The sequence below is a fragment of the Sporosarcina sp. P20a genome (assembly GCF_002743175.1).
GTDB lineage: Bacteria > Bacillota > Bacilli > Bacillales_A > Planococcaceae > Sporosarcina.
Genome location: NZ_PDYT01000005.1, coordinates 103,683 through 129,899, shown reverse-complemented (window position 1 = coordinate 129,899; position 26,217 = coordinate 103,683). Strand labels below are relative to the sequence as shown.

The window sequence follows — 26,217 nt, the reverse complement described above, 5'->3', positions numbered from 1 at the left end:
CTGGGGTGTAAGTACGGCGACGTATGTAGCTGACAGATACTAATCGATCGAGGACTTAACCTATTTTAAAAAGTAGTTACTTGAACTACACCAATGTCTTTTATTCAGTTTTGAGTGAACAAGCTTTACTCAAAAATTATTAAAAATAATGCTTGCATTAATAACAACAAGTGTTATAATAATAAATGTCCTCAAGAACGAGGATACATAGTCTGGTGACGATGGCGAAGAGGTCACACCCGTTCCTATACCGAACACGGAAGTTAAGCTCTTCAGCGCTGATGGTAGTTGGGGGTTTCCCCCTGTGAGAGTAAGACGTCGCCAGGCAATTCTTTTCTTAAGATTCACACTGAGTATTTCATACATAATCTAGTGATCATTTAGAACAAGAACATACTATTTTTAAAACTAATATTATACCCAGGAGGATTAGCTCAGCTGGGAGAGCACCTGCCTTACAAGCAGGGGGTCGGCGGTTCGAGCCCGTCATCCTCCACCATATAATCTACACCTGCCGGTGTAGCTCAACTGGTAGAGCAACTGACTTGTAATCAGTAGGTTGAGGGTTCAAGTCCTTTCGCCGGCACCACTTAGTACGAGCCGTTAGCTCAGTTGGTAGAGCATCTGACTTTTAATCAGAGGGTCACAGGTTCGAATCCTGTACGGCTCACCATTATTTTTTGCCGAAACATATCGCGGGTGTGGTGGAACTGGCAGACACGCTAGACTTAGGATCTAGTGCCTTCGGGCGTGGGGGTTCGACTCCCTTCACCCGCATTTATTTATGCGGAAGTAGTTCAGTGGTAGAATACGACCTTGCCAAGGTCGGGGTCGCGGGTTCGAATCCCGTCTTCCGCTTTTAATTTCCACTCTTGCCGGGGTGGCGGAACTGGCAGACGCACAGGACTTAAAATCCTGCGGTAGGTGACTACCGTACCGGTTCGATTCCGGTTCTCGGCACCATTTAATTTCATAATATGCGCCTGTAGCTCAATTGGATAGAGCGTCTGACTACGGATCAGAAGGTTGTGGGTTCGACTCCTGCCAGGCGCGCCATATTTCTTAAAAAACTCATTTTACATAGTCGGGAAGTAGCTCAGCTTGGTAGAGCACTTGGTTTGGGACCAAGGGGTCGCAGGTTCGAATCCTGTCTTCCCGACCACTTATTGGGGCCTTAGCTCAGCTGGGAGAGCGCCTGCCTTGCACGCAGGAGGTCAACGGTTCGATCCCGTTAGGCTCCACCAATAAATCACACGGCTGACTAATTGCAGCGGCGTAGCTCAGTTGGCTAGAGCATACGGTTCATACCCGTAGGGTCGGGGGTTCAAATCCCTCCGCCGCTATCCTAAGGACCTTTAGCTCAGTTGGTTAGAGCAGACGGCTCATAACCGTCCGGTCGCAGGTTCGAGTCCTGCAAGGTCCACCAGATTATTTAATTCACGGAGGAATACCCAAGCCCGGCTGAAGGGATCGGTCTTGAAAACCGACAGGGGTGTTAAAGCCCGCGGGGGTTCGAATCCCTCTTCCTCCGCCATATTTACTTTAACAATAGCTTTACTTTACTAAGTAGTTATGTTAAGATAATAAAGGCGTTAAGTATTAGAAAAAGAAACATTTGTATTATCGCGGGGTGGAGCAGTGGTAGCTCGTTGGGCTCATAACCCAAAGGTCACAGGTTCAAATCCTGTCCCCGCAACCAATGGTCCCGTGGTGTAGCGGTTAACATGCCTGCCTGTCACGCAGGAGATCGCGGGTTCGATTCCCGTCGGGACCGCCATTTTATACATACGCTTTGAAAAGCGTCTTTCTAGTAGTAACAAATGTGGCTCAGTAGCTCAGTCGGTAGAGCAAAGGACTGAAAATCCTTGTGTCGGCGGTTCGATTCCGTCCTGAGCCACCATAAATGCGGGTGTAGTTTAGTGGTAAAACCTCAGCCTTCCAAGCTGATGATGGGAGTTCGATTCTCCCCACCCGCTCCAATAGGGGCCTATAGCTCAGCTGGTTAGAGCGCACGCCTGATAAGCGTGAGGTCGGTGGTTCGAGTCCACTTAGGCCCACCATTCCGCAGTAGCTCAGTGGTAGAGCAATCGGCTGTTAACCGATCGGTCGTAAGTTCGAGTCTTACCTGCGGAGCCATTTTTATGGGGAAGTACTCAAGTGGCTCAAGAGGCGCCCCTGCTAAGGGTGTAGATCGCGAAAGCGGTGCGAGGGTTCGAATCCCTCCTTCTCCGCCATATTTTTGGCCCCTTGGTCAAGCGGTTAAGACACCGCCCTTTCACGGCGGTATCACGGGTTCGAATCCCGTAGGGGTCATACATAAAAAAAGGTATTGCACAACTGTGCAGTACCTTTTTTCTATTATCCAATTAAGTTATGTAGAAAGCAACTGAGAGTAATATGAAGGGGATATGCATTAAAGTTGTGCCTAGCTAGCTTCCACTTTCACTCTTTAAACAGATAGTAAATTTTATGCTAAGTCTACTGTACTTATGGAACGAAAGCACGTAAAAAAACAGTACGTTCTACAAGGAGTACTTGTATGACGTACTGTTTTAAAATTACTTATCTTCCTCTGCATCAATATAGCTGTCACGTTCTTTATAAGGAATGTCACCCAATGGTGATTCAATACCTTCCTCATCCAATTCATCTTCATATCTGATCGCTTGTTCATTGTGCACAAAGCCGGCTGGTTCACCTGTAATGTCAAACACTGCAAACTCTTCATATTCTTCAACGCTATCTTCATTTTCTTCATCGTACAGATCATCATAGTCCCGATTTTTATTACCTGAGAAGTCTGAAGGAGTTTCAGATGTGCCGGACTGGGCGATTTCTTGAAAGCTATCTTCGTAATCTATTGCGTCTCCTTCCCTTCGTGCTGCAAATGAATTGGGGTCCGCCATCTTTAATAAATCATCTTCAACCGGTCGATCAGTCGGAACATCTTTTTGCGCATCTTCAATACACACAGTAGTGTAAGGTATGGCTTCTAAGCGCTCTACTTGTATTTCCTTACCACAAACCTCACATGTGCCGTACGTGCCGTCTTTGATAGCTTGTAGTGCGTTCTGGACTTTCTCCAGTTCACCTTCAGCGTGTGTGTTGAGTGCCATGTCCTTTTCACGCTCATATAACTCTGTTCCCATATCAGCGGGGTGATTATCATACATCGATAATTCGCCTACATCATCTTGTGCAGTTTTAACAATCTCCGTCTCATTTTCTGTTTCAGTCAAACGATCTTCCATAGCTCGTAATTCTTTTTCGAGTTGTTGAATTTGGTTAGTTGTTAACAATATAGTCACGACCCTTTCTATATGGCTTTCTTAGTTGACCAATGCAGTCCGAGAAAGCTTTCTTATTTCAGTCTTTCCCTGTTTACAAGCTAGGGTAAACCTTTACAACAAAAAAACGTCCACTTTTTTCAGTGTGGACGTTGTTGATACAATTTATTCAGATGAAGTGAGCAATGAGAATGCCAATACCAAGTAGCAGTCCAAACAACGTATTGGTCACGCCTGTATCTTTCATTGCTGGCATGACTTGAATGGGTTGTTCATACGTGCGGAATGTTTTCGTAGCATGTAGCGGTTTTGGAATGCTCAGTAGTACGAGTAATGCCCATGCAGACACATGGCCTGTCACAACGAGTGTAATGATCCATGCATACGACACGATGAAAAACGTAGCCAATATCGTTACAGCATTTTTTCGTCCTACGAGAATCGCCATAGTCTTTCTGCCGCCCTTAGTATCTTGTACAATATCTCGAATATTATTTGCCAACATAATTGCTCCGACTAATAGCATGCTTGGAACAGATAACAAGATTGCATTGCCAGTGACAGTTCCTGTTTGAATGTAGAATGCAATCAAAATTAATAGCATCCCCATGATGAATCCAGAAACCAGCTCGCCGAATGGAGTGTAAGCGATCGGGTAGGGTCCGCCCGTATACAAATAGCCAATTAACATAGCAACGGACCCCACAGCAGCAAGCCACCAGGACGTTTCCATACAAATGTAAATACCGAGAAATACAGATAAGCCATACAGAATGAGTGCTAAATTTAATACGGTCTTAGGCTGTACGCCATTGCGGACGATTGTCCCGCCAATACCAATTGAGTGTTCATCATCGAGTCCTCGTTTGAAATCATAGTATTCATTGAACATATTTGTAGCCATCTGCAAAAATAAACTGGCTACAAGCATCGCTAAAAATAGTGGGAAATGAAGCGGACCGTATTGTAGCGCAATCATGGTACCTAAAAAGACAGGTGCAAAAGCGGCAGTCAATGTATGTGGGCGTGTCAGTTGCCACCAAACTCTCCAGCCAGTATCGGTTTCTATTGTGTGTTGCACGGGTAATCTCTCCTTATATATGTAGTCATCATCTGATAGTATACAACAAAAACAAGCGGTTAGGTAAGAAGAGACAATGACAAAAGATATTTGTCGAATGCTCACCTATACAGCGAGACATTATATATTAAGTACAGCGTCCAATGTGCTAGAATAGAGGTACTTATCGTTCAGAGAAATGATGTCTGAACGTAAATTGTCGAAAAACATATAGCATGATGAGAAGGAGAGAGTGGGATGATTCGGAAATTAACCGATCGAGAAAAGACGGTTCCGGCAACAAGCGCTGAATCTCGTTTTTTTACGGAAACATTAGAAGTTGAAACGCTAAGTCCGCTTGCTTTTTTTGAAGCAGGCCTTTCACATTATGGTGAGCATCGTTTCTTCTGGCAGAATGCAGACAAGACGGTAAAACTTGTCGGTTTAGGTCAGGCTACAGTTTTAACAGCGGAGAGGGATCGTTTTCAGTCGATATCTTCACAATGGGTAACGTTATGTGAAGGGTTGATTAAAGAAGAAAAAGATATTGATCCGGTGTTGTTTGGAGGGTTTTCTTTTGATCCTCATACACGCCAAGATGATGAATGGAGTGCTTTTCCAGCCGCTTATTTCACTGTGCCTTTATTCCAACTGAAAATAGAAAAAGGTAAAACGTATGTGTCGATTAATTATATTACGGAAGAACCGCAAGCGGCAGCAGACTTTGAAGCATTGCGTCACGAACGTGACCGTTTGATCCATATTGCACAAGTTGACGAATTCACTTTCCAAGGAAAGCCTAACGTGATCAAACAGACAGAATTGGCTACGGACCGTTATATGGATGCTGTAGAGCACGTGACATCACATATTAAAGCGCAAGAGGCAGAGAAAGTCGTCATTGCACGTAAAATAAAATTGACGTTTGAAGAAGAATTCCAAAAGGCTGCTGCGTTGCATACGATTACGAATGAACAGTCCGCTAGTTATCACTTCGGACTGCAAATTGGCGATGAAATGTTTTTCGGTGCAACACCGGAGAGACTGGTTGAGATTTATAATGGACATGCATATTCTGCATGTGTAGCGGGTTCTATTGAACGTGGAAAAACGTCCCAAGAAGATCAGCGGCTTGGGGAAGTGTTGTTACGAGATAAGAAAAATCGTGAAGAACATCAGTATGTAGTCGATATGATTACACAAGTCTTTGCGGAATTTTGTACATCATTACGAGTAAATAAAACACCAAAGCTCTTGAAAGTACGGGATATCCAGCATTTATTCACTCCGGTTGAAGGAGAGCTTGCGCATGACATGGATATATTTCGTTTAGTAGAAGCACTTCATCCGACACCTGCTTTAGGTGGAGTTCCACGTCAGAAAGCGCTTGAAATTATTCGGGAAGAAGAGCAGATGGACCGCGGCTTTTATGCAGGGCCGATTGGATGGGCGGATTCTGCGGGTAATGGAGAATTTGCGGTAGCGATCCGTTCAGGACTGCTAACGGGCAATGATGCTTATTTGTATGCGGGCGGTGGTATTGTAGCCGATTCTACACCAACGGAAGAATATGCGGAAACATGGGTGAAATTCCGTCCTGTGTTGCGCGCGCTCGGAGGCCGTTTACATGAATGATCACGAAACAGGATTAACGAGTTATGTGCTCCGCTTAACAGATGCGCTTATACGGCAAGGAGCAACCAAGGCGGTTATAAGTCCTGGCTCTAGATCGACACCTCTTGCGTATGCGTTTACGAACTCTGAAGACATGCAGACTTATATGCATACCGATGAGCGTTCAGCAGCTTTTTACGCACTTGGTTTAGTAAAGGCGACTGGACAACCGGTTGTCTTACTATGTACGTCAGGAACAGCCGCATCGAACTATCACCCTGCAATTACAGAAGCGTTTTATGCAAGACTGCCGTTGATCGTCATAACAGCGGATCGTCCGCATGAATTACGTGAAGTCGGTGCTCCACAGGCGATTGATCAAATTCGCATGTTTGGAGAGCACGTCAAAGATAGTGTCGACTTCCCTGTGCCTGAAAACAGAGAAGACATCTTACGATACATGGAACAACGTGCAGTTAGACTTCTTTCCGTTGCCAAAACTGCACCTCAAGGGCCTGTGCATTTAAATGTGCCGTTTCGTGAGCCATTGCTCATTGACTTGGAAGCCACAGCGCCTGTTAGTCGATTCCAGCAACAGTTAGTAGGGGAGCTCGCTGTAACGAAAGAAATGAAAACTGTACTTGAATCGGCCATTGCGCAAGCGAAAAAAGGCATAATCGTAATGGGCGAGCAACCGACGACTCTAGATAAAGAACGTTTCTGGCAGTTCGCTAGAGCACTTCAATGGCCTGTACTATGTGATCCATTGTCCAATCTACGCTCACAAGTACCGACAGACTGTGACGATCTTTGTATTGATCAGTATGATGCGTTGCTAAAAAGTGAAGTATTTGCTGAAAATGTGCGACCTGATTGTGTCATACGATTTGGTCCGCAGCCCATTTCTAAACCATTACTGTTGTTTTTGAAGAAGACTTGTCCAGAAACGTATATCGTGGTCGATGATTCACCAAATTATCGTGATCCGATTGGTCTGACTACTCATCATTTGCAAGTGAGTGCAGCGAGTATTTGGCAGCAAGTGCATGTACCAAGCGAGCAAACAGAGTATACGAAACAATGGACTAGAGCCAATCAAATTTCCGCAGATGTAATGAATGAAGATCAACATTTCAATCAAGATGAAGGTCACTTCGTTCGTCAATTTATTGCCAATTTACCTGATGGCTCTGATGTAGTCTGCAGCAGCAGTATGCCAATTCGGGACTTGGATACTCATTTTCAAAAGACGAATCGCGATATTTCTTTGTTCTGCAATAGAGGAGCAAATGGGATTGACGGGGTAGTTTCGACTGCCCTTGGTATTCAGGAAGGTCGTCAACGCCAAACCTATTTATTGATTGGTGATTTGGCGTTTTTACATGATGTTAACGGATTAATTATTTCCCGTTTACAGCAAACTGATTTGACGATTGTTCTTATTAATAACAATGGTGGCGGGATTTTCTCCTATTTGCCACAAGCGTCTATTGAACATCATTATGAGCAATTATTTGGAACTCCAACTAATGTAACATTCGACCATATCGCGGCGATGTATGAAGCGCAATATGATGCGGTAGAAACGACACCAGCATTTGAACAGGCGATGCAAACAGCTAAAACGGCTAATCTACGAATTATTGAAGTAGCAACAGTGCGTGCAGACAATGTGGAAGCTCATCGCTCCGTATGGCGGGAAATCGCGAAGAGGGTGGAACGCATTGACGACTGAAGTGTTGACGATCAGAGGTATTGACACGCATATTGCACGGTACGGAGATGAACGGTTGCCGCCAATTGTTATGTTGCATGGATTTACAGGTTCGACTGCTACTTGGCAGCAAACGATTGAAGAGCTTGTGACAGATTATTATGTAGTCGCAGTCGATTTAATCGGGCATGGCAAGACGGAAGCGCCCGAAACGGTGAACCGCTACAAGATGGAAGAGCAGATTGAAGATTTGTATGAAGTCTTGCAGAAGCTTAAAATAACCAAGCCGATTCTGCTTGGTTATTCGATGGGCGGGCGTATCGCACTAGGCTATACGGCAACGCATCCTGACAAAGTAACGAGTCTTGTGCTTGAGAGCAGTTCACCGGGCTTACGTACGTCTGAACAACAACTCGTACGACGCACAGCAGATGCTAAGCTTGCGGATAGGATAGAACAGCAAGGAATGAATGAATTCGTCGACTTTTGGCAGGAGATTCCGTTGTTTCATTCACAAAAGAAGTTGTCTGACTCACGGCAGCAAGCAGTGCGTAATGAACGCCTCAATCAACGGCCAATTGGTTTAGCAAACAGTTTACGAGGGATTGGAACAGGGAGTCAGCCTTCATACTGGCAGGCGCTAGAGCAACTTTCACTTCCTGTATTATTGCTTACGGGCAGTGAAGACGAGAAATTTGAAAATATTGCGCAAGAAATGATGAAAAGCCTGCCAAATGCGCAACATGAAACGATAAAAGATGCGGGGCATGCAATTCACGTGGAAAAACCTCAACAATTTGCTACAATGATAAAGAGCTATCTGAAAACAGTGTAAAAATCGAGGAGGAATTTATTATGACCCGTCAATGGGAAACGCTTCGTACATATGATGATATCAAGTACGAAATGTACAATGGTATCGCAAAAATCACGATCAATCGTCCGGAAGTACGCAACGCATTCCGTCCGAAAACAGTAATGGAAATGATCGATGCATTTTCACGCGCAAGAGATGATCAGCGAATTGGAGTTATCGTGTTAACAGGTGAAGGAGAGAAAGCTTTCTGTTCAGGAGGCGATCAATCTGTTCGTGGTCACGGTGGATATGTTGGAGACGACGAAATTCCACGCTTGAACGTTTTAGATCTTCAACGCTTGATTCGCGTTATTCCAAAGCCTGTTGTCGCAATGGTTGCAGGATACGCAATCGGTGGCGGTCACGTGTTACATGTAGTGTGTGACTTAACGATTGCTGCAGACAATGCACGTTTCGGACAAACAGGACCTACTGTAGGCTCGTTTGACGCAGGATATGGTTCAGGATACCTCGCGCGTATTGTTGGTCATAAGAAAGCACGTGAAATCTGGTACCTATGCCGTCAATATGACGCACAGGAAGCACTCGATATGGGCTTAGTCAATACAGTCGTTCCTTATGAGCAGCTAGAAGACGAAACTGTTCAATGGTGTGAAGAAATGCTAGGCAAGAGTCCAACTGCACTTCGCTTCTTGAAAGCTGCCATGAACGCTGATACAGACGGTTTGGCAGGACTTCAGCAATTGGCTGGAGACGCAACATTGCTTTATTACACAACAGATGAAGCGAAAGAAGGACGAGATGCGTTTAAAGAAAAGCGCAAACCAGACTTCGATCAGTTCCCACGATTCCCTTAAACAAATGAAAGCTGCCTAACTTGGGCAGCTTTTTCATTACGTTAATTTTAATTGGAGGAGTTACCTATGATCATTCCAAATTGGCTTGTGCAACGAGCCAAATTGACGCCTGATGCATCAGCTTTAGTGACCGGACAAGGACGATGGTCATACCGTGAATTATATGAACAATCGCTTGAAATCGCACAACAACTTCATCATCTCGGAGTACAACCTGAGAGTAGGGTAGCGCTGCTCAGTCAGTCCAATGAACAAACGGTACTCTTTATTCATGCATGTTGGTTATTAAGTGTGGAAGTAGTCTGTCTGAATAATCGGCTGACAGAACAGGAATTATGCTGGCAAGTACGTGATTCCGAAGCAACACTTGTGCTTGTAGATGATCAAATACAAACACTTCCTAAATTGGATGACATCGAGAACTTATTTTATTCGACAGTTCGAAAGTCTGAACAGAAGGGGTTCATTATTCTGGATCAGTGGACTGAAGATCAGACGCTATCGATTATGTATACTTCAGGCACTACAGGGGTTCCTAAAGGAGTTCGACAGACAGCGGGTAATCATACTTCGAGCGCACTTGCTTCTGCTCTGAATCTCGGTTTGACCCACCAAGATTCTTGGCTTTGCATGATGCCTTTATTCCATATAAGTGGACTGTCGATCGTCATTCGTTCTGTAATTTATGGAATGGAAATGCGCTTGTACGAAAAATTTGATGCAAAAGAGGCTGCTGCACAAATCATAGCAGGGCGTGTCACGGCTATGTCCGTCGTTGCGCTGACGTTGGATCAAATTGTTCGTGTAATGGAAGCAACTGATAGTAAAGCACATCCGCTATTTCGTACTATGCTGGTTGGTGGAGGCCCCGTGCCACTGGATTATTTGGAGCGCGCGACCGCGTGTGGATTACCGATACTTCAGACATATGGCATGACCGAAACTTGTTCGCAAACGACAACACTAGGAAAATCGGATGCCGCGCGAAAGCTAGGTTCAGCGGGGAAACCGTTATTTTTCAATCAAGTTGCAATTAAAGATACCGTTCAACCAGGAGAAGTAGGAGAAGTGCTCATAAAAGGTCCTCACGTGACGCCAGGTTACATTGGAAGCCAACGTACACGCAATGCGCTGACCGAAGACGGTTGGCTCGCTACAGGGGATGCTGGCTATCTTGACGAGGAAGGCTATTTATTCATCGTCGATCGACGTGCTGATTTGATTATTTCAGGTGGAGAGAATATTTATCCTGCCGAGATTGAAAATGTATTGCTGGCACATCCTGCTATAAGGGAAGCCGGCGTATGTGGTAAAGAAGATATGGAATGGGGGCAAGTACCCGTTGCGTTCCTTGTCGGTTCAGTTAATGAGGAAGAACTAGTAGAATTCTGTTCGAAACGTTTAGCACGTTATAAACTTCCAAAAGAATTTCGATTTGTAGAGCAACTGCCACGTAACGCATCGAATAAATTGATGCGATTCGAATTGAAAAAATGGCTATAAAAAAACAGTGGAGTTTTCATCCACTGTTAGTTCCCTAATGCTTTTTTCAGTACTTCTAAATTTTGTTCCATGAGAGTGAAGTATGTTTCTTCCTTTTGTATATCTTCTTCAGTAAGCACACTCAAATTATGCAAAGTAAGCGCTTCGGCATCCAGTTCTTTTTTGATGACATCAGCCAGTTTTGAGCTGACGTTTTGTTCAAATAAAATATACTGGATGTCTTGTTCTTTTGCATCTTTTACAAGAGAAGCCAATTCTTTTTGTGAAGGTTCATTCTGAGAATCAAGACCAGATACTGCAAGTTGCTGTAATCCGTAAGCATCAGCCAAGTAGCCAAACGCTGCATGAGATACGAAGAATGTTTTGTTTGGTGCGGCATCAGCCATTGTTTTAAATCCGCGATCTAATTCTTCTAATTCATCATATAAAACTTCGAAGTTTTTCTTGAATGCCTCTGCATGTTCAGGTAGTTCATCCGACAACTCTTGCGTGATTTTCTCTGCAAGCTTCGTGCTTAGATAAGGTGATATCCAAACGTGGGGATCGACCACATCACCATGCCCATGATCGTGATGCTCTTCTTCTCCATGTTCGTGGGAATGACCTTCTTCTAATTCCTCGGGATCAATAGAATCGGCGATTGGAACAAACTGCACATCCTCATTCTGCAACGTTTTCTCCGTCTTTTGTACAAATCCTTCAAGTCCAAGTCCGATATAGAAGAATAAATCTCCTTTAGCAAGGGCCATCATATCTTTCTGTGTAGGTTCAAACACGTGCTCATCTGTCCCAGGAGGATAGATAGATTTCACGTCAACATACTCTCCACCAATACGTTCAGTGAAGTATTGCAATGGGTAGACTGTCGTATAGACGAGTAATTTATCGGATGACGAATCATCCGGTTCAGTCGTTGCATTATTGGTACAACCACTTAATACGAGTAACAAAGCGGCACCTAGCAACAGCAAACGATTTTTCATTAGAAAAGCCTCCGTTACGTAATCGGAATGATTACTATTTAGATTATTTTCTCATCATACAAGATATGATATATGTTTGCAACCTAGTACTGCTTGTTTTTATTCGTTTTTTTGGGAGGCACTGGATCGAATCCACCTTTATGAAAAGGATGACATTTTAAAATCCGCATGACTGCAAGCCAACTACCTTTAAGTGCCCCGTGTGTTTCAATTGCTTCTACCCCGTAATGTGAACAAGTCGGATGAAATCGGCAAGAGGGTGGTGATAAGGGAGAAATAAATTTCTGGTAGAACCGGATCAGTTGTATAAATACTTTCTTTAGCATATCCATCACCTTCTGACGTAATAAGGTTTAGTTTACCTATAGATGTGGTAAATTAAAAGAGAGAAGCATAATACAATTTAAGAGGAGTGTTTTTTTATGTCTAAAGAATTAATTCAGGAACTAAACAAACAAGTATCTACATGGTCGGTGTTGTATGCGAAACTTCATAACTATCACTGGTATGTAAAAGGAAATCAATTCTTCACATTGCATGCTAAATTTGAAGAGTTATACAATGAAGCTACAGCGCATATGGACGAAATTGCAGAACGCGTACTGACATTAGGTGGCGAACCGACTGCAACACTAACACAGCATTTGACTGAATCTGTTGTCGATGAAGCAAAAGGCACAGAAAAATCAAATGAGATGGTACAAACACTAGTAGATGACTTTGATAAGATAATGAAATCATTGAAAAAGGGTATGGAGCTTGCAGCGAAGGATTCGGATGATATGACTGAAGATATGTTAAATGCGGTGCATCAGAGCATTGAGAAGCATCAGTGGATGTTAAATGCGTTTCTCGGTGAAACAAACGAGTAAAACTCTTCATTCATCCATCCAGGAAATAACCGATAGTAAGAAGTGAAAACCAGGAAGGAGTTGAACGATATGGATATCAATTCAATAATGTCCAGCCAGTTGAGAAGCTTGCAATCAACCGTTCAAATGAGCGTCATGAATAAGGCTCTTTCAATGGAGACTTCTGCTATGACTGATATGCTGAACGGCCTTGAAAATCAACCTGTTGCGCATCCGACAAAGGGCGCTTCTATTGATATCAAGGCTTGATTGGCGACACACATCTCATATGATTAGAGATGTGTGTTTTTTTATGGACGTAAGTAAAGATACTGGTAGAATATGATTAAAACAGGACATAGTAGGAGGTAAACAGAAGATGGCTCAAGGACAGTTTTTGCGTAATTTAATTATCGAAACTCCTTCTAAACCGGGAAATCTTGGCAAGGTAACTATGGCAATCGGTCAGCTGAATGGCGATATTGGGGACATCCAAACAATCAAAGTAGGAACTCTATCCACGATTAGAGAAATTGCGTTACAATGTAATGATCAAAAGCATTTGGCTGAAATCGTCGTGGCGATTGAAAACTTAAAAGAAGGTATTAAAGTTCAAGCTGTTACGGATGATGTATTGCAAATGCATGAAGGTGGAAAAATTCATATGAAAGCCACACATGAAATCCGTTCTCTGGCAGACTTACGAAGAGTGTATACACCGGGTGTAGCAAGTGTATGCAAAACTATTCAGGAAGATCCGGAACAGGCAAATTACTTCACAGGTATTTCAAATACAGTGGCAATCGTGACAGATGGTACGGCTATTTTAGGACTTGGTAATATTGGTCCCGTAGCTGGTATGCCTGTTATGGAAGGAAAAGCGGTCTTGTTTGATCAGTTCGTTGGTATTAGTGGTATCCCGATTTTACTTGATACGAGTAATCCCGATGAAGTCGTCGAAACGATCAAACATATCCATCAAGGCTTTGGTGCGATCTTACTGGAAGATATCGGCTCCCCACATTGTTTTGAAATCGAAGAGCGGTTGAAAAAGGAATTGCCTATTCCTGTTATGCATGATGACCAACACGGTACAGCAGTCGTTGCATTGGCGGCAACGCTCACAGCATGCAAACATGTCGGAGTCGAACTGACTAATGCTTCAGTCGGACAAATCGGTCTAGGCGCAGCAGGTTTAGCAATCAGTCGTATGTTTATGGCATATGGTGTAGCAGAAATGAAGGGAACAGACCCCAATCCTCATGCTAAAGAGATGTTAGCAGATTACGGCGGTACTGTCGTTGAAACAATGGAAGAAATTATGGAGACATGTGATGTAGTCATTGCGACAACTGGTGTGGCTAATTTAATTAAGCCAGAAATGATTCGTAAAGGGCAAATTATCCTGGCTTTATCTAATCCTAACGCAGAAATCACTCCGGAAATTGCAGTGGAAGCTGGCGCAGCCTATGCAGCAGATGGCCGTTTAGTCAATAATGTTCTCGGTTTCCCAGGCATTTTCCGTGGCGCACTAAATGCCAATGCGAAATCCATCACGTACCCGATGCTCATCGCTGCCGCTCTGGCGATTGTGGATAGTACGAAGCGAGACGATTTAGTACCACATCCATTAGATCCTAACGTACACATTAATGTAGCGCTTGCAGTTGAAAAAGTAGTGTATGAAGAACAAGATCAAGAAATATAATACGAAGACCTATTGACGATATGCCGTTAATAGGTTTTTTTATATGCAGAATATATTTTTCATAACGAGCCATGCTACGTAAAAAAGAAAGTAGGATGATTATGACAGAAGAAAAATATCCGATGTATATATCACTTAATCACAAATTAGTTCTTACAGATCCTCACTCCTCGACATGGGAATATAAAGTAGAAGTGACAAGAGAAGCATATCCAGTATTCGAAAAACTGTTTTCTCAAATGGAACAACTGGAATTCCAAAACTTTCTCCGATCCCATTTACCGTATATTCCATATCATTATGACAAAGACAACGATAAGGTGGATTTGCGTTTAAAGAAGGTCTTCGCATTGATCCATGAATACACCGACGATGAGTCTAAACGGTTTATCGAACAACTACCGCTATTTCGTTGAATCTTCACTTACCTTTCCGCTACACTAGAGGAAAGGACGTGATCCATATTGCTGAAATTTGAAGATTTACAGGGGGCCAATGTCGAATTGACGTTTGGACTAAATCCACATCATATCGAATCTCGCCATGTGCTCGTTATGATTAAGCACAACGAGCGCTGGTTATTAACTAAACATAGAATACGCGGCATTGAATTCCCAGGTGGAAAAGCGGAACTAGGAGAGACCATTGAGCAAGCTGCAATTCGGGAAACAATGGAAGAAACAGGTGTCACTATAGAAAACGTCCATTCATTTGCGGAGTACGTCGTCTTTACAGACCCTCCGTTTTGCAAAGCGGTTTTTACAGGAGATATACTACACATAGAAAAAGACTTTACATTAATGGAAACAGAGGGTGCGGTGTGGATGACAGACGCTGAGCTAGACGCCTGTACAGAACTCAGTTTTCACATGAAAGATCGTGGAATGGGTGAACTTAGGAAGTGGGTGGAAGCGAATGATGGAACAAACTAATGGTACAATCATTCGAAGAAGAGACTATCCCTCTCCAAACCCACATGTTAAATTGGAAGAAATCACCTACAGTTCTGACGGTTTGCTTGTAAAAGGCCTGCTTGCTACACCAAAAGCAAAAGGACGGTACGATGGATTGCTATATTTACGGGGTGGCATCCAACATGTAGGGATGGTTAGACCGGCGCGTATTGCACAATTTGCATCTCATGGGCTTGTAGTGTTCGCTCCTTATTATCGCGGCAATCGTGGCGGTGAAGGAAAGGACGAATTTGCTGGAGAGGATCGCAATGATGCAGTGACAGGTGTAGAAGTTCTTAAACAGCAAAGCACTGTCAATTCAGATCGCATACATCTATTTTCTTTTTCCAGGGGCGGGATTATGGCATTATGGACAGCCATTATGCGCGATGATTTAACATCTATGGTGACATGGGCAGGCGTTTCAGACGTGGTCTTCACGTACAAAGAGCGACAGGATATGCGCCGTATGATGAAGCGTGTCATCGGTGGCACGCCGAATAATCAACCAGATGCGTATCGTGAGAGAACAGCCTTATTCCGCATGGAGGATATCGATATACCGACACTAATTATCCACGGAACTCTCGATACGAATGTGTCTTTTGAACAGGCGTTATTGCTGGAGAATGCATTACGTGATGCGAATAAAAAGTATGAAACTTGGTATTTGGAAGGCTATACGCATTACATTCCTCCTGAAATGAATCGGCGGCTTGTAAAAGATGCAGTGGATTGGATGAAGAGGCAATGAAGAAGATAGGCTAGGTTAAATGTGTTTGATCAGTTATTCAATGACAATTTGCGTACCTTACCCAACCTGGAAACGCGGTTGGCGGGAAGACTATGCGGCTGCGGGTCTTTTTCACTTTTGGTTGTGGTCGTTGCTCGACTGGTTGTTGTTTACTGAAGTTGGTGAGTGTCTGCTTTCTGGACTCGCGCAGGCACGTGGGGGATTGCCTACAGCCATGAGCCAGCTGGCAAAGTGCCGCCAGTTGTCTCATGGCCACGGCCTACCCCGCAGTTGTGCCTGCGCTGCTGAGCGGTATTTATTTTGGTTGTGTTTCTAAAAATGATAAATTGCGAACCTTACCCAACCTGCAAATGCGGTTGGCGGAAAGACTATGCCGCTGAGGGTCTTTTTCACTTTTCGGTAGGGTCGTTGCTCGACTGGTTGTTGGGGACTGAAGTTAGTAAGTGTTCGTTTTCTGGACACGCGCAGGCACGTGGGGGATTGCCTACAGCCAGGAGCCAGATGGCGATAGTGCTGCCAGTTGTCTCCCGGCCACGGCCTACCCCGCAGTTGTGCCTGCGCTACAGTGGGGTATTTAGTTAATTTGTGGTTCTAATAGGAAAAAGATCAGTGATTTGGTGATACTGATCTTGTACTTTTGAAATAGAAGTATACGAACTGCCCTATACCCAATCCAACGAAGGCGCCTGCTGTGGTAGGCGTAGCGATGAGACAAAGACAGGTGAACTTTCCTGTCTCTGGCTCATCGCGAAAGCCATCCACCAGCGCCGAAGTGGGGACAATGGACTTGCCACTTACATTGGTAGCTAAACCACAACCTCCCGATTGAACAGGAAAAAGAAAAGCACCTGCTAGAACCAAAACCCCGTGCTGCTTATTACGCACCCATTACAGAAACGTAATCCGATAGCACTTCCACGACTAAAAACACCTATCTAAACTGTTCTACCCGCAATCCAACGAAGGCGACTGCTGTGGTAGGCGTAGCGAGGAGACAAAGACAGGTGAACTACCTGTCTCTGGCTCCTCGCGAAAGCCATCCACCAGCGCCGAAGTGGCGACAATGCACTCTCCACTTATATAGGCAGCTAAACCACAACCTCCTGAACAAACAGGAAACAGAAAATGCACCTGCAAGAACCACAACCCACCGCCGCTTATTACGCACTCTTAACAGAAACGTAATCCGACAGCACTTCAACGAGTATAAACAACTAGCCAAACTGCCCTACACCCGAAGCTATAAGAAAATTAAAACCAAAAAAGAGGCTGACCAGGAATTCCTGGTCAGCCTCTTTCATATAACATTATTTAATGACGGGAGGTCCGCCTTTAATTGCGATGTCTTCTGAAACATGTGAGAATTTCTTGAAGTTCTCACGGAAAGCATCAGCTAAGCGATTTGCTTCTTTATCGTATTCATTCGGATCTTCCCAAGCGTAACGAGGGTGTAGAACATTACTCGGTACACCTTCGATTTCAAGCGGCATGTTCAATCCGAAGATTTCGTTCTTCTTTGTTTCTACATTATCCAATTTACCAGCGATTGCAGCGCGTACCATTGAACGTGTGTAGCCTAAGTTCATACGTGAACCTACACCGTAAATTCCGCCAGTCCATCCTGTATTCACAAGGAATACTTTTGAACCATGCTCATCGATTTTCTTTCCAAGCATCTCTGCATATGTTGCTGCAGGAAGTGGTAAGAACGGTGAACCGAAGCAAGTAGAGAATGTTGGTTCAGGAGCAGTAATTCCACGCTCAGTTCCAGCAAGTTTGGAAGTGAAGCCGCTCAAGAAGTGGTACATTGCCTGTTCTTTTGTAAGAATCGAGATTGGAGGCAATACGCCAGAAGCATCAGCCGTAAGGAAGATGATGTTCTTCGGGTGACCCGCAACAGACGGTGTCACAATATTATCGATATTTTCGATTGGATAAGCAGCACGTGTATTTTCTGTTAGTGATTTATCATCATAATCAGGAATGCGCGTTTCTTCATCCAGTACTACGTTTTCTAAAACAGCACCGAAACGGATTGCTCCGAAGATTTCAGGTTCTTTTTCGGCAGAAAGGTTGATACATTTTGCGTAACATCCACCTTCAATGTTAAATACGCCATTATCAGACCATCCATGCTCATCGTCTCCAATAAGTTTACGGTTAGCATCTGCTGAAAGTGTAGTTTTACCTGTTCCAGAAAGTCCGAAGAATAGAGCGACATCGCCTTCTTCTCCAACGTTTGCTGAACAGTGCATAGATAGAATATCTTGCTCAGGAAGCAAGAAGTTCATAACGGAGAAAATAGACTTTTTCATTTCTCCAGCATACTCTGTTCCACCGATCAAGACAATTCGCTTTTCAAGCGAAACAATGATGAACGTTTCAGAGTTTGTGCCATCCACTTTTGGATCCGCTTTGAATGAAGGGGCAGCCAAAATTGTGAATTGCGATTCATGTACTTTTAATTCTTCTTCGGTAGGACGGATGAATAGTTGGTGAACAAACAGATTTTGCCAAGCTAATTCATTAATTACTTGGATAGACAATTGTGAGTCTTTATCTGCTCCTGCAAACCCTTTAAATACAAAGAGTTCATCTTTTTCCTTCAAATGATCGATGACTTTCGTGTATAATGAATCAAAGATCTTTTCTGAAATCGGACTGTTCGTACTACCCCAATCTACTTTATCCTTAGACACTGCATCTTCAACGATGAATTTGTCCTTAGGTGAGCGTCCTGTATATTTACCTGTACGTGCAGTGATTGCACCATCAGCAGAAAGTTTAGCTTCGTCTCTTGCTACTGCTTTTTCTGTTAATTCCGCCACAGACGCTTGGATCGTCACGTTGCTTCCACTAAGAAGACTTTTTAAACTATCATCAATTTTTGCAGATATCATGTTTACATACCGTCCTTTGCGTAGTCGATTTATTTTTATTTTGATGAGAATATCCTAATTCGTAAATAGTATAACACATTAAGAATATTAATCTATACTAATGGAAAACTCAAGTGATTTAGGATAAATAATTTGACAAAATCCAAACTTTTTAATACGATGTGACATGAACGGATACTCTTATCCCGAGTTGGTGGAGGGTACAGGCCCTGTGAAACCCGGCAACCTGCAATAGACGGAAGTCTAACGCGAAGGTGCCAAACCTGAAGCAAGGTTTAATTCCTTGGACGATAAGAGTGAAAGGTGCTGCGCGTGAAATTTTGCCTTTTACTCATGGATTGAATATGAGTAGAGGGCTTTTTATATTGTCTAGCCCTGAATCCTTATGGTATATGCTTGACGTCTAGGCGTGGAACTTTACCAGGGACTTATGAGAGTACCGTATCATGATGCTTAATATAGGGGGAAACAAAATGACAAACCGTCGACTGTTTACATCAGAATCAGTTACAGAAGGCCATCCTGACAAGATGTGCGACCAAATTTCAGACGCAATTTTAGATGCGATCCTAACGGAAGATCCAAATGCGCGTGTGGCATGTGAAACGAGTATCACGACTGGACTCGTATTAGTAATGGGAGAAATCACTACGACAACGTATGTGGATATTCCAAAAGTTGTTCGCGATACGGTTAAGGAAATTGGCTATGTTCGTGCAAAATACGGCTTTGATTACGAAACATCCGCTGTACTTACTTCCATTGATGAGCAATCACCTGAAATCGCTGCAAGTGTTAACGTGGCGCTCGAAGCACGCGAAGGTTCTATGTCTGATGAAGAATTAGATGCAATCGGTGCAGGAGACCAAGGTCTAATGTTTGGATATGCATGTAATGAAACGCCGGAATTAATGCCTTTACCAATCAGCTTATCTCATAAATTGGCACATCGCCTGGCTCAAGCTCGTAAAGAAGAACTGATTTCTTATTTACGTCCGGACGGTAAAACGCAAGTAACGGTAGAATACGATCAAGATAATAATCCTGTGCGAATTGACACAATCGTTATTTCCACACAACATCATCCTGAAGCAACACTCGAGCAAATTGAGAAGGATATAAAGAAAGTTGTCATTGATGAAGTAGTTCCCAAAAACTTATTGGACGAGGATACTAAATACTTTATTAATCCTACTGGCAGCTTTGTTGTGGGTGGACCTCAAGGAGACTCCGGTCTGACTGGACGTAAAATCATCGTCGATACGTACGGTGGATATGCCCGTCATGGTGGCGGTGCATTCTCAGGTAAAGACGCTACAAAAGTAGACCGATCCGCTTCTTATGCAGCTCGTTATGTTGCAAAGAACATTGTCGCAGCAGGATTAGCTGAGCACTGTGAAGTTCAGTTGGCTTATGCTATTGGAGTAGCAAGCCCGGTTTCTATCTCGATCAACACATTCGATACGGGTAAACTATCCGAAACGCAATTAGTGGAGTTCGTACGTGAATTATTTGACCTTCGTCCGGCAGGAATTATTAAAATGCTTGACCTACGTCGTCCAATCTACAAACAAACAGCTGCATACGGTCACTTCGGCCGCACTGATATCGAATTGCCATGGGAGCAGACGGATAAAGTGGAAGCGTTGAAAGAACTTGCTAGTAAAGTACGTGTGAAACAATAAAGTCATGAAGTGCAGAAAGGGGATTACTACCTCTTTCTGCACTTTTTATTTGGTTGCAGGCGAAAAATGAAAACGAATTACTTCATAGTCTACCTCTGTATAAGCTACTTGCAATCCTTTATCCTTAATATCTTGTTTCAACACATTCTTTTGCTTCACTTCCATATCAAACGAACAGCAAAATGGATAATCCTCTACCTTAATAGTGTGTTGATCTGCAAAGTATATCCCAATTCGTCCTATCGGTAATGAATGGAAAATACCCGGGGAAGGAATGCCGTTACGAAAAAATGCATGTTCATTCGCTTTATCCACCCCAGAATCATTCACACAACAATATAAAGAAAAATTATCCCCAAGCTGAAGCAAAGCGAAATGTTTTTCAAATAATTCTTTAGTATAACCCTCGACTTCTCTAGATAATCGTTCCCGACGATTTTGTTCGCCCTCGATAAAAAGGTTTGCTGCTTTCTCATTGCTGCTTTGCATAAACTGTTCATAATGAAAACTGCAAAGCATAGCTGCGTAATGATCTATCTTTTCAACCTCATCGATTCCTTGACGATAAAGGACGGTTTTAGGGAGAAGAGGGAAGTCGGTGAATTGAAAAGGTGCAGACGTCGTATCATTCCAAAAAGGTTGTTCGTCAAAAGAAGACCAGCCGATGTCGTGGTTCCTAATGGCGGTTAGTACAGAAGGGCGCCATTGATCATCAGGAAACATATCCTTTTTCCAATGTTTCATTAATTCTTCAGCTAGGTGTCCATGATGATGTTGTTGTACGAAGATAAATGACTTCTCGTGTTCACGTACAATCATCTCAGTTCATCCTTTCTTGTCGGGTGGAAAGCCGTCATTTTGTATAATTGTTTCTTTGATCTTTTCTTCTATTCGCTCGATTTTCTCCACTTCTTCTTGATACATTTCATCTGCTTCTGTTGTCCCTGGAATGAGAGGTTCTTCATTGAAGTCGACACGTTTGCCGTATCGAAGAAGTTCATAAATAATCATACCGTTATTTGGTTTGCCATTGACCGTTTTCATTGGAATGGAGTCGTATAGCACAAAATAGAATGCGTAGAAAATAAAGCGATTCCAGAATGTCTTGGAATCTTCAAAGAATCCATTTGCGATTAAAGCATTCATCGTGAGAGCCACTACTACGTTAATTAATATAGGACCGGCATAAATACATATATATGCAAAATTGCTCTTTCTTTTAACTGAATCGAAGGAGAACCAGCTGTTGACATGATAATACTTACGTATATCTAAAACACCTAATTTTAAAAGTCTGGGTCCAGATCCAATCGTGAGTCTGGCATTTTTCACGCCAAAGAGCCCACTAATTAGGAAATAACCAGATTCTCTTAGAAACGTAACAACAGGTAAAATGATAAAACTAGAAATAACTAAGCCAATGAGATCTGATAAACCGAACATAATCACGTCGACTCCTTCTATAAAATCTATTTCATATAATAACTCTAAGGCTGTAATAGTAAAATACCCACTTCCTACAAAATGAATCGTCTAATTATTACCAGTCAAACACACATTGCATTAGACGCTATGTTTAATTTAATTGTGGGTGGGGAAATACAAAGTATTAACGAATATAATCATGAACTTAGGAGGAATAGAACATGGCGAAAATCGCAGTAGAAGTACCATTTGATGATGTGAAACAAGCACTAGAGGAAAAGGGTCACGAAGTAAAGATGTTTGAAAGTGATGAAAATTTAAGTGGATACGATATGGGAGTTGTACGCGCGTTGAGTGATGTCAACATCGACCAATTCGACTTCCCGGTAGTTAGCATTGAAGGGAACTCCGTACAAGACATCGTAGAAGATGTGGATAAGAGATTACATCGCTAATAATTGAATAATGATATCTTAGACTGAAGACGAGCCCAATAGGGTTTGTTCTTCAGTTTTTTTGTAAAGAAAATGATAGGTGTTGAATGTAGGGATCGAGTAAATCATTCTATTAAAAATGATTCCGCGTCATTTGGATGTTGACAAGATGCCAGTAAGACAGTAAACTGTTCAACATTGACTCGTGAGTCAATCAATAAAAAGAAGTGAGTTGAAAATCCTTTATGTCACCCCGAAAGAATGAAAAGGTTCAAGAAATTCGCGATACTCGGCAACATGATTTAAAAGAAGCCGCTATCGTATTATTTGGTACGAAAGGATATGCAGCAACAAAAATTAGTGACATTACAAACAAAGCTGAACAAAGTCATGGCTTGTTTTATCACTATTTCAAATCAAAAGAAGACCTATACGTCACAGTAATTCTTGAGTTACTTACTTTACTCATTGATACAGTGGATCAAGCAGAGGAAAAACATGACAGTCCTTTAAAGCAATTGGAATGGCTTACTGAAGCAACTCACTCCGGCTCATTGCGTGATGGAGTGCACCGCCATATCCTGATTATGCAAGCTTTGTATTCTGATTATTTAACACAAGAAGTAAAAGAAGAAATTGTGGAAAAATATCGATTCATGGTCGAAAGAATTGAACATATTATTATTAAAGGACAAATTGCTGAGGAGTTTATTGAAGGAGATGCAGAAGAATTAGCCGTGTATCATTTATCATTAGTGCATGGCTTATTATTAACAAATGCTCGCAAGATTTCACCTATTAAAGTATCAGCTGAAAAAGTATTACGCCAACTAAAACGTCATCCAGAACAGGGGGATGACCAATGAACCGCATGTTGAAACCAACGATCATATCCATTTCGATGGCCACGGTTATGGCAGGAGCCGCTATATCTCCAGCCCTTGGATTGATTGCCGCAAACTTCCCAGAGGCCAGTCCCGTATTTATCAAATTGATATTAACGGCACCTTCATTATTGATCATTCCATTTACATTCATCTCTAGTTGGTTAACGTCAAGGATACCGAAACGTACAGTTGCCCTAATCGGCTTATTCATATATGTCTTGGCGGGGGTAGGCGCACAGTTTACCAATACGATTGAAATGTTACTAGCCTTTCGATTCGTGCTAGGAGCTGGTGTCGGCTTAGTCATGCCGCTTGGGATTACGTTAATTAGTGATCATTTTAGAGGCCGTGAACAAGTGAAGATGATGGGGTATAATTCTGCATTCAGTAACTTCGGTGGAATCATCACTATGATGCTAGCAGGTTACTTAGCAGCTATCAGTTGGAGAGCTCCGTTTAATGTGTATTTAATGGGTGTCGTGATTTTCATTCTGGTCTTTATATTCTTACCGAAAGACACACCGGTTAAACAAGATAAGAGTGTAGAGAAACGGAAAATGCCGCTGACTGTTTTTGGCTATGCAGCTGCTTCCGCAGGTATTATGTTAGTTTACTATTCGGTTGCCACGAACATGGCACTCTACTTGGAGCAAAGCGATATAGGTGGCTCAGCATTGGCAGGAACAGTGATTTCTTTTACAACTGTAGGGGGAATGATTACTAGCCTGACATTGATTCAGCTACAAGATATCTTGAAATCCTATATCATGCCGATCAGTATATTCTTAATGGGGGTTGCATTCACTGGTTTGGCTTTAAGTCATTCTGTCCCACTAATTTTAGCCTGTACATGCGTAATTGGTTTTGGGCAAGGAATTTTGTTCCCATTGATCAACGTTAAAGCGCTCGGCCTAGTTAATCCTCTTCATAGTGACCGCGTGATTGCAATCGTATCTAGTTCGATTTTCATTGGACAATTTAGTTCGCCTTTAATATTGGACGGAATTGCAGCGATAGCAGGCTCTCCGACAATTCGTTTCCAGTATTCCGTGATAGGAATTGCGCTAGGAATCACGGTTTTACTCATTATTTTGTTTAAGATTTTAAGAAAGTCTAAAGTTTCAGCTATAGAAGCGTAAATAAAAATGAGACGTGCCCAATTGGGTACGTCTCATTTTTCATTACATTTGAATATCGGTTTGACCGAATGCTTCGTATTCTTTCATTAATAATTGAAGCGGTAATTCGTACAGTTGTTTCCCATCAATTTTAAATACCCCTTTTGAAACGAGTTCTTCAATCATTTTGTCTCGTTTTGACTCACATACCTTTTTGTTTGTTTTCATCGTACATTTCCTCCTTGATTCCCCCTCTAAATATAGCCGATATTTTTTCTAATTAAACCGAATAATCCATAGTTGAAACTTTCGAACCGTTCAACTAAATATTTTATTTCGTTTTGGTAGTGTAATAGGGACTTGTGATTTATAGTAGATTCACACTAGTGAAAGAATTCTGTGTGGATGTTGTCATATACGACACTGAATGACAGAATCATTCGATCGGAAGCGTATTTTGTCTGATTACGAAATGGACCTAAGAAGCGGTGAATCTGATGAAATGGCATCGATTGCCTCATAACTTACTTCGGTAGACGTGACAGTTGTGAACTGTAGTAATAGCAGGGCAGATGACGAATCAGTGGCATAGTAAGAACGGAGAAAAGGATAATTGCATTTTAGCGGCTATTTTTATGTTAAATGACGCTTAGGGGTACCATTATGAGGGAAGAATAGATATAATCTAGTTCGTGCATTAAATTGTTATTTACCATAGGAGGTCGCTATGTTTTTCATTGAAGCAAAACGGGTGACGGTTGTAATTTTAGGATCGCTACTTATGGCTCTGTCATTAAATTTCTTTCTTATCAATGCAAATGTCTATGCGAGTGGGTTTGCGGGTGCAGCCCAGTTAGTATCAAGTGTTCTAAAGGACCACTTGGATATGACCGTCAGTACAGGTATTTTATTATTACTTTTTAACATACCAGTCTTTATTCTTGGTTGGTTTAAAGTAGGGAAAGGTTTCACAATTTATAGTATTTTATCCGTTGCGTTCACTACACTATTTCTTGAATTATTGCCATTGCGTTCTATGTCGGACGACATTATGCTGAATGCGGTATTCGGTGGAGTGCTAGCAGGGGTTGGTGTAGGGATATCTTTGAAGCTAGGTGCATCTACCGGCGGAATGGACATCGTCGCCATGATTCTATCACGTATGCAAGATAAACCAATCGGTATATACTTTCTCTTGCTAAACGGTATACTTATCGTATTCGCAGGCATTCTATATGAACCGGAAAATGCACTGTACACAATGGTTGCGTTATATGTAACGACGTCAGTAATAGACATGATTCATACGCGACATGAAAAAGTAACCGCGATGATTATCACACGGCACGCAGACGATCTTCAACAAGCAATCCATCGTCAAATGGTACGTGGAATCACTATACTACCTGCTAAAGGTGCTTACTCGAAAGAAGATAAGAATATGCTGTATGTTGTCATCACAAGATATGAACTATATGATTTGGAGCGGATTATTAATGAAACAGATCCGCAAGCCTTTACTAATATCGTACAAACAGTAGGGATTTTTGGTTTCTTTAGAAAAGAAAATGAGAAGCTAGCCTAGATCAGAAAATCTATCGTAAATTTTCTCTATATTATTTTATAAGAAGGCAAACTCCTTAAAATGAGTTTGTCTTCATTTTATA

The 26,217-nt window shown here is 42.4% G+C and carries 24 protein-coding genes, 20 tRNA genes, 1 rRNA gene and 1 riboswitch; of the genes, 37 read left to right on the top strand and 8 right to left on the bottom strand.

Going from position 1 to position 26,217, the window contains the following annotated elements:
- Nucleotides 1-211 precede the first annotated feature (211 nt).
- The 21 genes from rrf to CSV72_RS07665 all read left to right on the top strand — a co-directional run bounded on the left by rrf (nt 212) and on the right by CSV72_RS07665 (nt 2,313).
- A 5S ribosomal RNA gene (rrf, locus tag CSV72_RS07765) occupies nt 212-327 on the top strand.
- A 96-nt stretch (nt 328-423) separates the two neighbouring features.
- Nucleotides 424-499 (top strand) — tRNA-Val (locus CSV72_RS07760).
- Nucleotides 500-513: 14 nt separating this feature from the next.
- Nucleotides 514-589, top strand: a tRNA-Thr gene (locus CSV72_RS07755).
- Nucleotides 590-597: 8 nt separating this feature from the next.
- Nucleotides 598-673 (top strand) — tRNA-Lys (locus CSV72_RS07750).
- Between the two features lie 22 nt (nt 674-695).
- Nucleotides 696-777: transfer RNA gene (locus CSV72_RS07745), tRNA-Leu, on the top strand.
- A 9-nt stretch (nt 778-786) separates the two neighbouring features.
- Nucleotides 787-858: transfer RNA gene (locus CSV72_RS07740), tRNA-Gly, on the top strand.
- Between the two features lie 16 nt (nt 859-874).
- A tRNA-Leu gene (locus CSV72_RS07735) sits at nt 875-963 on the top strand.
- 16 nt (nt 964-979) lie between these two features.
- Nucleotides 980-1,056: transfer RNA gene (locus CSV72_RS07730), tRNA-Arg, on the top strand.
- A gap of 29 nt (nt 1,057-1,085) precedes the next feature.
- Nucleotides 1,086-1,162, top strand: a tRNA-Pro gene (locus CSV72_RS07725).
- Between the two features lie 6 nt (nt 1,163-1,168).
- A tRNA-Ala gene (locus CSV72_RS07720) sits at nt 1,169-1,244 on the top strand.
- 25 nt (nt 1,245-1,269) lie between these two features.
- A tRNA-Met gene (locus CSV72_RS07715) sits at nt 1,270-1,343 on the top strand.
- Nucleotides 1,344-1,349: 6 nt separating this feature from the next.
- Nucleotides 1,350-1,426: transfer RNA gene (locus CSV72_RS07710), tRNA-Ile, on the top strand.
- 15 nt (nt 1,427-1,441) lie between these two features.
- Nucleotides 1,442-1,534 (top strand) — tRNA-Ser (locus tag CSV72_RS07705).
- A gap of 90 nt (nt 1,535-1,624) precedes the next feature.
- Nucleotides 1,625-1,699: transfer RNA gene (locus CSV72_RS07700), tRNA-Met, on the top strand.
- Nucleotides 1,700-1,701: 2 nt separating this feature from the next.
- Nucleotides 1,702-1,777: transfer RNA gene (locus CSV72_RS07695), tRNA-Asp, on the top strand.
- A gap of 47 nt (nt 1,778-1,824) precedes the next feature.
- A tRNA-Phe gene (locus CSV72_RS07690) sits at nt 1,825-1,900 on the top strand.
- A 5-nt stretch (nt 1,901-1,905) separates the two neighbouring features.
- Nucleotides 1,906-1,979: transfer RNA gene (locus tag CSV72_RS07685), tRNA-Gly, on the top strand.
- 4 nt (nt 1,980-1,983) lie between these two features.
- Nucleotides 1,984-2,060: transfer RNA gene (locus CSV72_RS07680), tRNA-Ile, on the top strand.
- 1 nt (nt 2,061) lies between these two features.
- Nucleotides 2,062-2,136, top strand: a tRNA-Asn gene (locus tag CSV72_RS07675).
- Nucleotides 2,137-2,143: 7 nt separating this feature from the next.
- Nucleotides 2,144-2,234 (top strand) — tRNA-Ser (locus CSV72_RS07670).
- Nucleotides 2,235-2,241: 7 nt separating this feature from the next.
- Nucleotides 2,242-2,313, top strand: a tRNA-Glu gene (locus CSV72_RS07665).
- Between the two features lie 245 nt (nt 2,314-2,558).
- On the opposite strand, the gene CSV72_RS07660 is transcribed toward CSV72_RS07665, so the two are convergent.
- Nucleotides 2,559-3,299: a TraR/DksA C4-type zinc finger protein gene (locus tag CSV72_RS07660; protein WP_233191173.1), complete on the bottom strand. Its 741-nt coding sequence runs from the start codon at nt 3,297-3,299 to the stop codon at nt 2,559-2,561.
- Between the two features lie 157 nt (nt 3,300-3,456).
- Nucleotides 3,457-4,368 carry a 1,4-dihydroxy-2-naphthoate polyprenyltransferase gene (locus CSV72_RS07655; protein ID WP_099677877.1) on the bottom strand — a complete coding sequence of 304 codons (912 nt, stop codon included), beginning with the start codon at nt 4,366-4,368 and terminating at the stop codon, nt 3,457-3,459.
- A gap of 237 nt (nt 4,369-4,605) precedes the next feature.
- Here CSV72_RS07655 and CSV72_RS07650 point away from each other — a divergent pair, with 237 nt between their 5' ends.
- The 5 genes from CSV72_RS07650 (at nt 4,606) to CSV72_RS07630 (ending at nt 10,852) form a co-directional block, all read left to right on the top strand.
- On the top strand, nt 4,606-5,982 hold the full coding sequence (locus tag CSV72_RS07650) for an isochorismate synthase (RefSeq protein WP_099677876.1): 1,377 nt from the start codon (nt 4,606-4,608) through the stop codon (nt 5,980-5,982).
- Complete coding sequence (gene menD, locus CSV72_RS07645; RefSeq protein ID WP_099677875.1) at nt 5,975-7,696, top strand: 2-succinyl-5-enolpyruvyl-6-hydroxy-3-cyclohexene-1-carboxylic-acid synthase; 1,722 nt, start codon at nt 5,975-5,977, stop codon at nt 7,694-7,696. Before CSV72_RS07650 ends, menD begins: the two co-directional genes overlap by 8 nt.
- Nucleotides 7,686-8,510, top strand: a complete 825-nt coding sequence (menH, locus tag CSV72_RS07640; RefSeq protein ID WP_233191171.1) for a 2-succinyl-6-hydroxy-2,4-cyclohexadiene-1-carboxylate synthase — start codon at nt 7,686-7,688, stop codon at nt 8,508-8,510. The genes menD and menH overlap by 11 nt, the downstream gene beginning before the upstream one ends.
- Nucleotides 8,511-8,530: 20 nt before the next feature.
- Nucleotides 8,531-9,349, top strand: a complete 819-nt coding sequence (gene menB / locus CSV72_RS07635; protein WP_085426764.1) for a 1,4-dihydroxy-2-naphthoyl-CoA synthase — start codon at nt 8,531-8,533, stop codon at nt 9,347-9,349.
- A 66-nt stretch (nt 9,350-9,415) separates the two neighbouring features.
- Nucleotides 9,416-10,852: an o-succinylbenzoate--CoA ligase gene (locus CSV72_RS07630; RefSeq protein WP_099677873.1), complete on the top strand. Its 1,437-nt coding sequence runs from the start codon at nt 9,416-9,418 to the stop codon at nt 10,850-10,852.
- A gap of 26 nt (nt 10,853-10,878) precedes the next feature.
- On the opposite strand, the gene CSV72_RS07625 is transcribed toward CSV72_RS07630, so the two are convergent.
- The gene (locus CSV72_RS07625) at nt 10,879-11,835 is read right to left on the bottom strand and encodes a metal ABC transporter solute-binding protein, Zn/Mn family (protein ID WP_099677872.1); all 957 of its coding nucleotides are present in this window, start codon (nt 11,833-11,835) and stop codon (nt 10,879-10,881) included.
- An 83-nt stretch (nt 11,836-11,918) separates the two neighbouring features.
- Nucleotides 11,919-12,161 (bottom strand): membrane protein insertion efficiency factor YidD, encoded by a 243-nt coding sequence (gene yidD, locus CSV72_RS07620; RefSeq protein ID WP_085426761.1) that lies wholly within the window; start codon nt 12,159-12,161, stop codon nt 11,919-11,921.
- A gap of 96 nt (nt 12,162-12,257) precedes the next feature.
- Here yidD and CSV72_RS07615 point away from each other — a divergent pair, with 96 nt between their 5' ends.
- The 6 genes from CSV72_RS07615 (at nt 12,258) to CSV72_RS07590 (ending at nt 16,101) form a co-directional block, all read left to right on the top strand.
- A complete protein-coding gene (locus CSV72_RS07615) occupies nt 12,258-12,707 on the top strand; it encodes a Dps family protein (protein ID WP_099635559.1) in 450 nt (149 codons plus the stop codon).
- Between the two features lie 69 nt (nt 12,708-12,776).
- The gene (locus tag CSV72_RS07610; protein ID WP_099677871.1) at nt 12,777-12,956 is read left to right on the top strand and encodes a putative motility protein; all 180 of its coding nucleotides are present in this window, start codon (nt 12,777-12,779) and stop codon (nt 12,954-12,956) included.
- 109 nt (nt 12,957-13,065) lie between these two features.
- Nucleotides 13,066-14,394, top strand: coding sequence for an NAD-dependent malic enzyme (locus tag CSV72_RS07605; protein ID WP_099677870.1), 1,329 nt, complete (start codon nt 13,066-13,068; stop codon nt 14,392-14,394).
- Between the two features lie 101 nt (nt 14,395-14,495).
- Complete coding sequence (locus CSV72_RS07600) at nt 14,496-14,810, top strand: transposase (protein WP_233191169.1); 315 nt, start codon at nt 14,496-14,498, stop codon at nt 14,808-14,810.
- Nucleotides 14,811-14,858: 48 nt separating this feature from the next.
- The gene (locus CSV72_RS07595; RefSeq protein WP_143561159.1) at nt 14,859-15,326 is read left to right on the top strand and encodes an NUDIX hydrolase; all 468 of its coding nucleotides are present in this window, start codon (nt 14,859-14,861) and stop codon (nt 15,324-15,326) included.
- On the top strand, nt 15,310-16,101 hold the full coding sequence (locus CSV72_RS07590) for an alpha/beta hydrolase family protein (RefSeq protein WP_099677867.1): 792 nt from the start codon (nt 15,310-15,312) through the stop codon (nt 16,099-16,101). The genes CSV72_RS07595 and CSV72_RS07590 overlap by 17 nt, the downstream gene beginning before the upstream one ends.
- Before the next feature lie 1,307 nt (nt 16,102-17,408).
- Here the strand turns inward: CSV72_RS07590 and pckA are convergent.
- Nucleotides 17,409-19,001: a phosphoenolpyruvate carboxykinase (ATP) gene (pckA, locus tag CSV72_RS07585; protein ID WP_099677866.1), complete on the bottom strand. Its 1,593-nt coding sequence runs from the start codon at nt 18,999-19,001 to the stop codon at nt 17,409-17,411.
- A gap of 177 nt (nt 19,002-19,178) precedes the next feature.
- A riboswitch (SAM riboswitch) is annotated at nt 19,179-19,298 on the top strand.
- 176 nt (nt 19,299-19,474) lie between these two features.
- Here pckA and metK point away from each other — a divergent pair.
- The gene (gene metK / locus CSV72_RS07580; RefSeq protein WP_099677865.1) at nt 19,475-20,686 is read left to right on the top strand and encodes a methionine adenosyltransferase; all 1,212 of its coding nucleotides are present in this window, start codon (nt 19,475-19,477) and stop codon (nt 20,684-20,686) included.
- A 45-nt stretch (nt 20,687-20,731) separates the two neighbouring features.
- Here the strand turns inward: metK and CSV72_RS07575 are convergent, their stop codons facing one another.
- Complete coding sequence (locus tag CSV72_RS07575; RefSeq protein WP_099677864.1) at nt 20,732-21,505, bottom strand: DUF3891 family protein; 774 nt, start codon at nt 21,503-21,505, stop codon at nt 20,732-20,734.
- Nucleotides 21,506-21,511: 6 nt separating this feature from the next.
- Nucleotides 21,512-22,129, bottom strand: a complete 618-nt coding sequence (locus CSV72_RS07570; protein WP_099677863.1) for a hypothetical protein — start codon at nt 22,127-22,129, stop codon at nt 21,512-21,514.
- 203 nt (nt 22,130-22,332) lie between these two features.
- Between CSV72_RS07570 and CSV72_RS07565 the strand changes: the two genes are divergently transcribed.
- From CSV72_RS07565 to CSV72_RS07555, 3 genes are all read left to right on the top strand, one after another.
- Nucleotides 22,333-22,566 carry a YkuS family protein gene (locus CSV72_RS07565; protein WP_099677862.1) on the top strand — a complete coding sequence of 78 codons (234 nt, stop codon included), beginning with the start codon at nt 22,333-22,335 and terminating at the stop codon, nt 22,564-22,566.
- 224 nt (nt 22,567-22,790) lie between these two features.
- Entirely contained in the window at nt 22,791-23,411 is a 621-nt protein-coding gene (locus CSV72_RS07560; protein ID WP_099677861.1) for a TetR/AcrR family transcriptional regulator, read from the top strand.
- Nucleotides 23,408-24,571, top strand: coding sequence for an MFS transporter (locus CSV72_RS07555; protein ID WP_233191167.1), 1,164 nt, complete (start codon nt 23,408-23,410; stop codon nt 24,569-24,571). Before CSV72_RS07560 ends, CSV72_RS07555 begins: the two co-directional genes overlap by 4 nt.
- A 42-nt stretch (nt 24,572-24,613) precedes the next feature.
- Here the strand turns inward: CSV72_RS07555 and CSV72_RS07550 are convergent, their stop codons facing one another.
- Entirely contained in the window at nt 24,614-24,778 is a 165-nt protein-coding gene (locus CSV72_RS07550) for a Fur-regulated basic protein FbpA (protein ID WP_099677860.1), read from the bottom strand.
- A gap of 499 nt (nt 24,779-25,277) precedes the next feature.
- On the opposite strand from CSV72_RS07550, the gene CSV72_RS07545 reads away from it, so the two are divergent.
- Nucleotides 25,278-26,135, top strand: coding sequence for a YitT family protein (locus CSV72_RS07545; protein ID WP_099677859.1), 858 nt, complete (start codon nt 25,278-25,280; stop codon nt 26,133-26,135).
- Nucleotides 26,136-26,217: the final 82 nt, after the last annotated feature.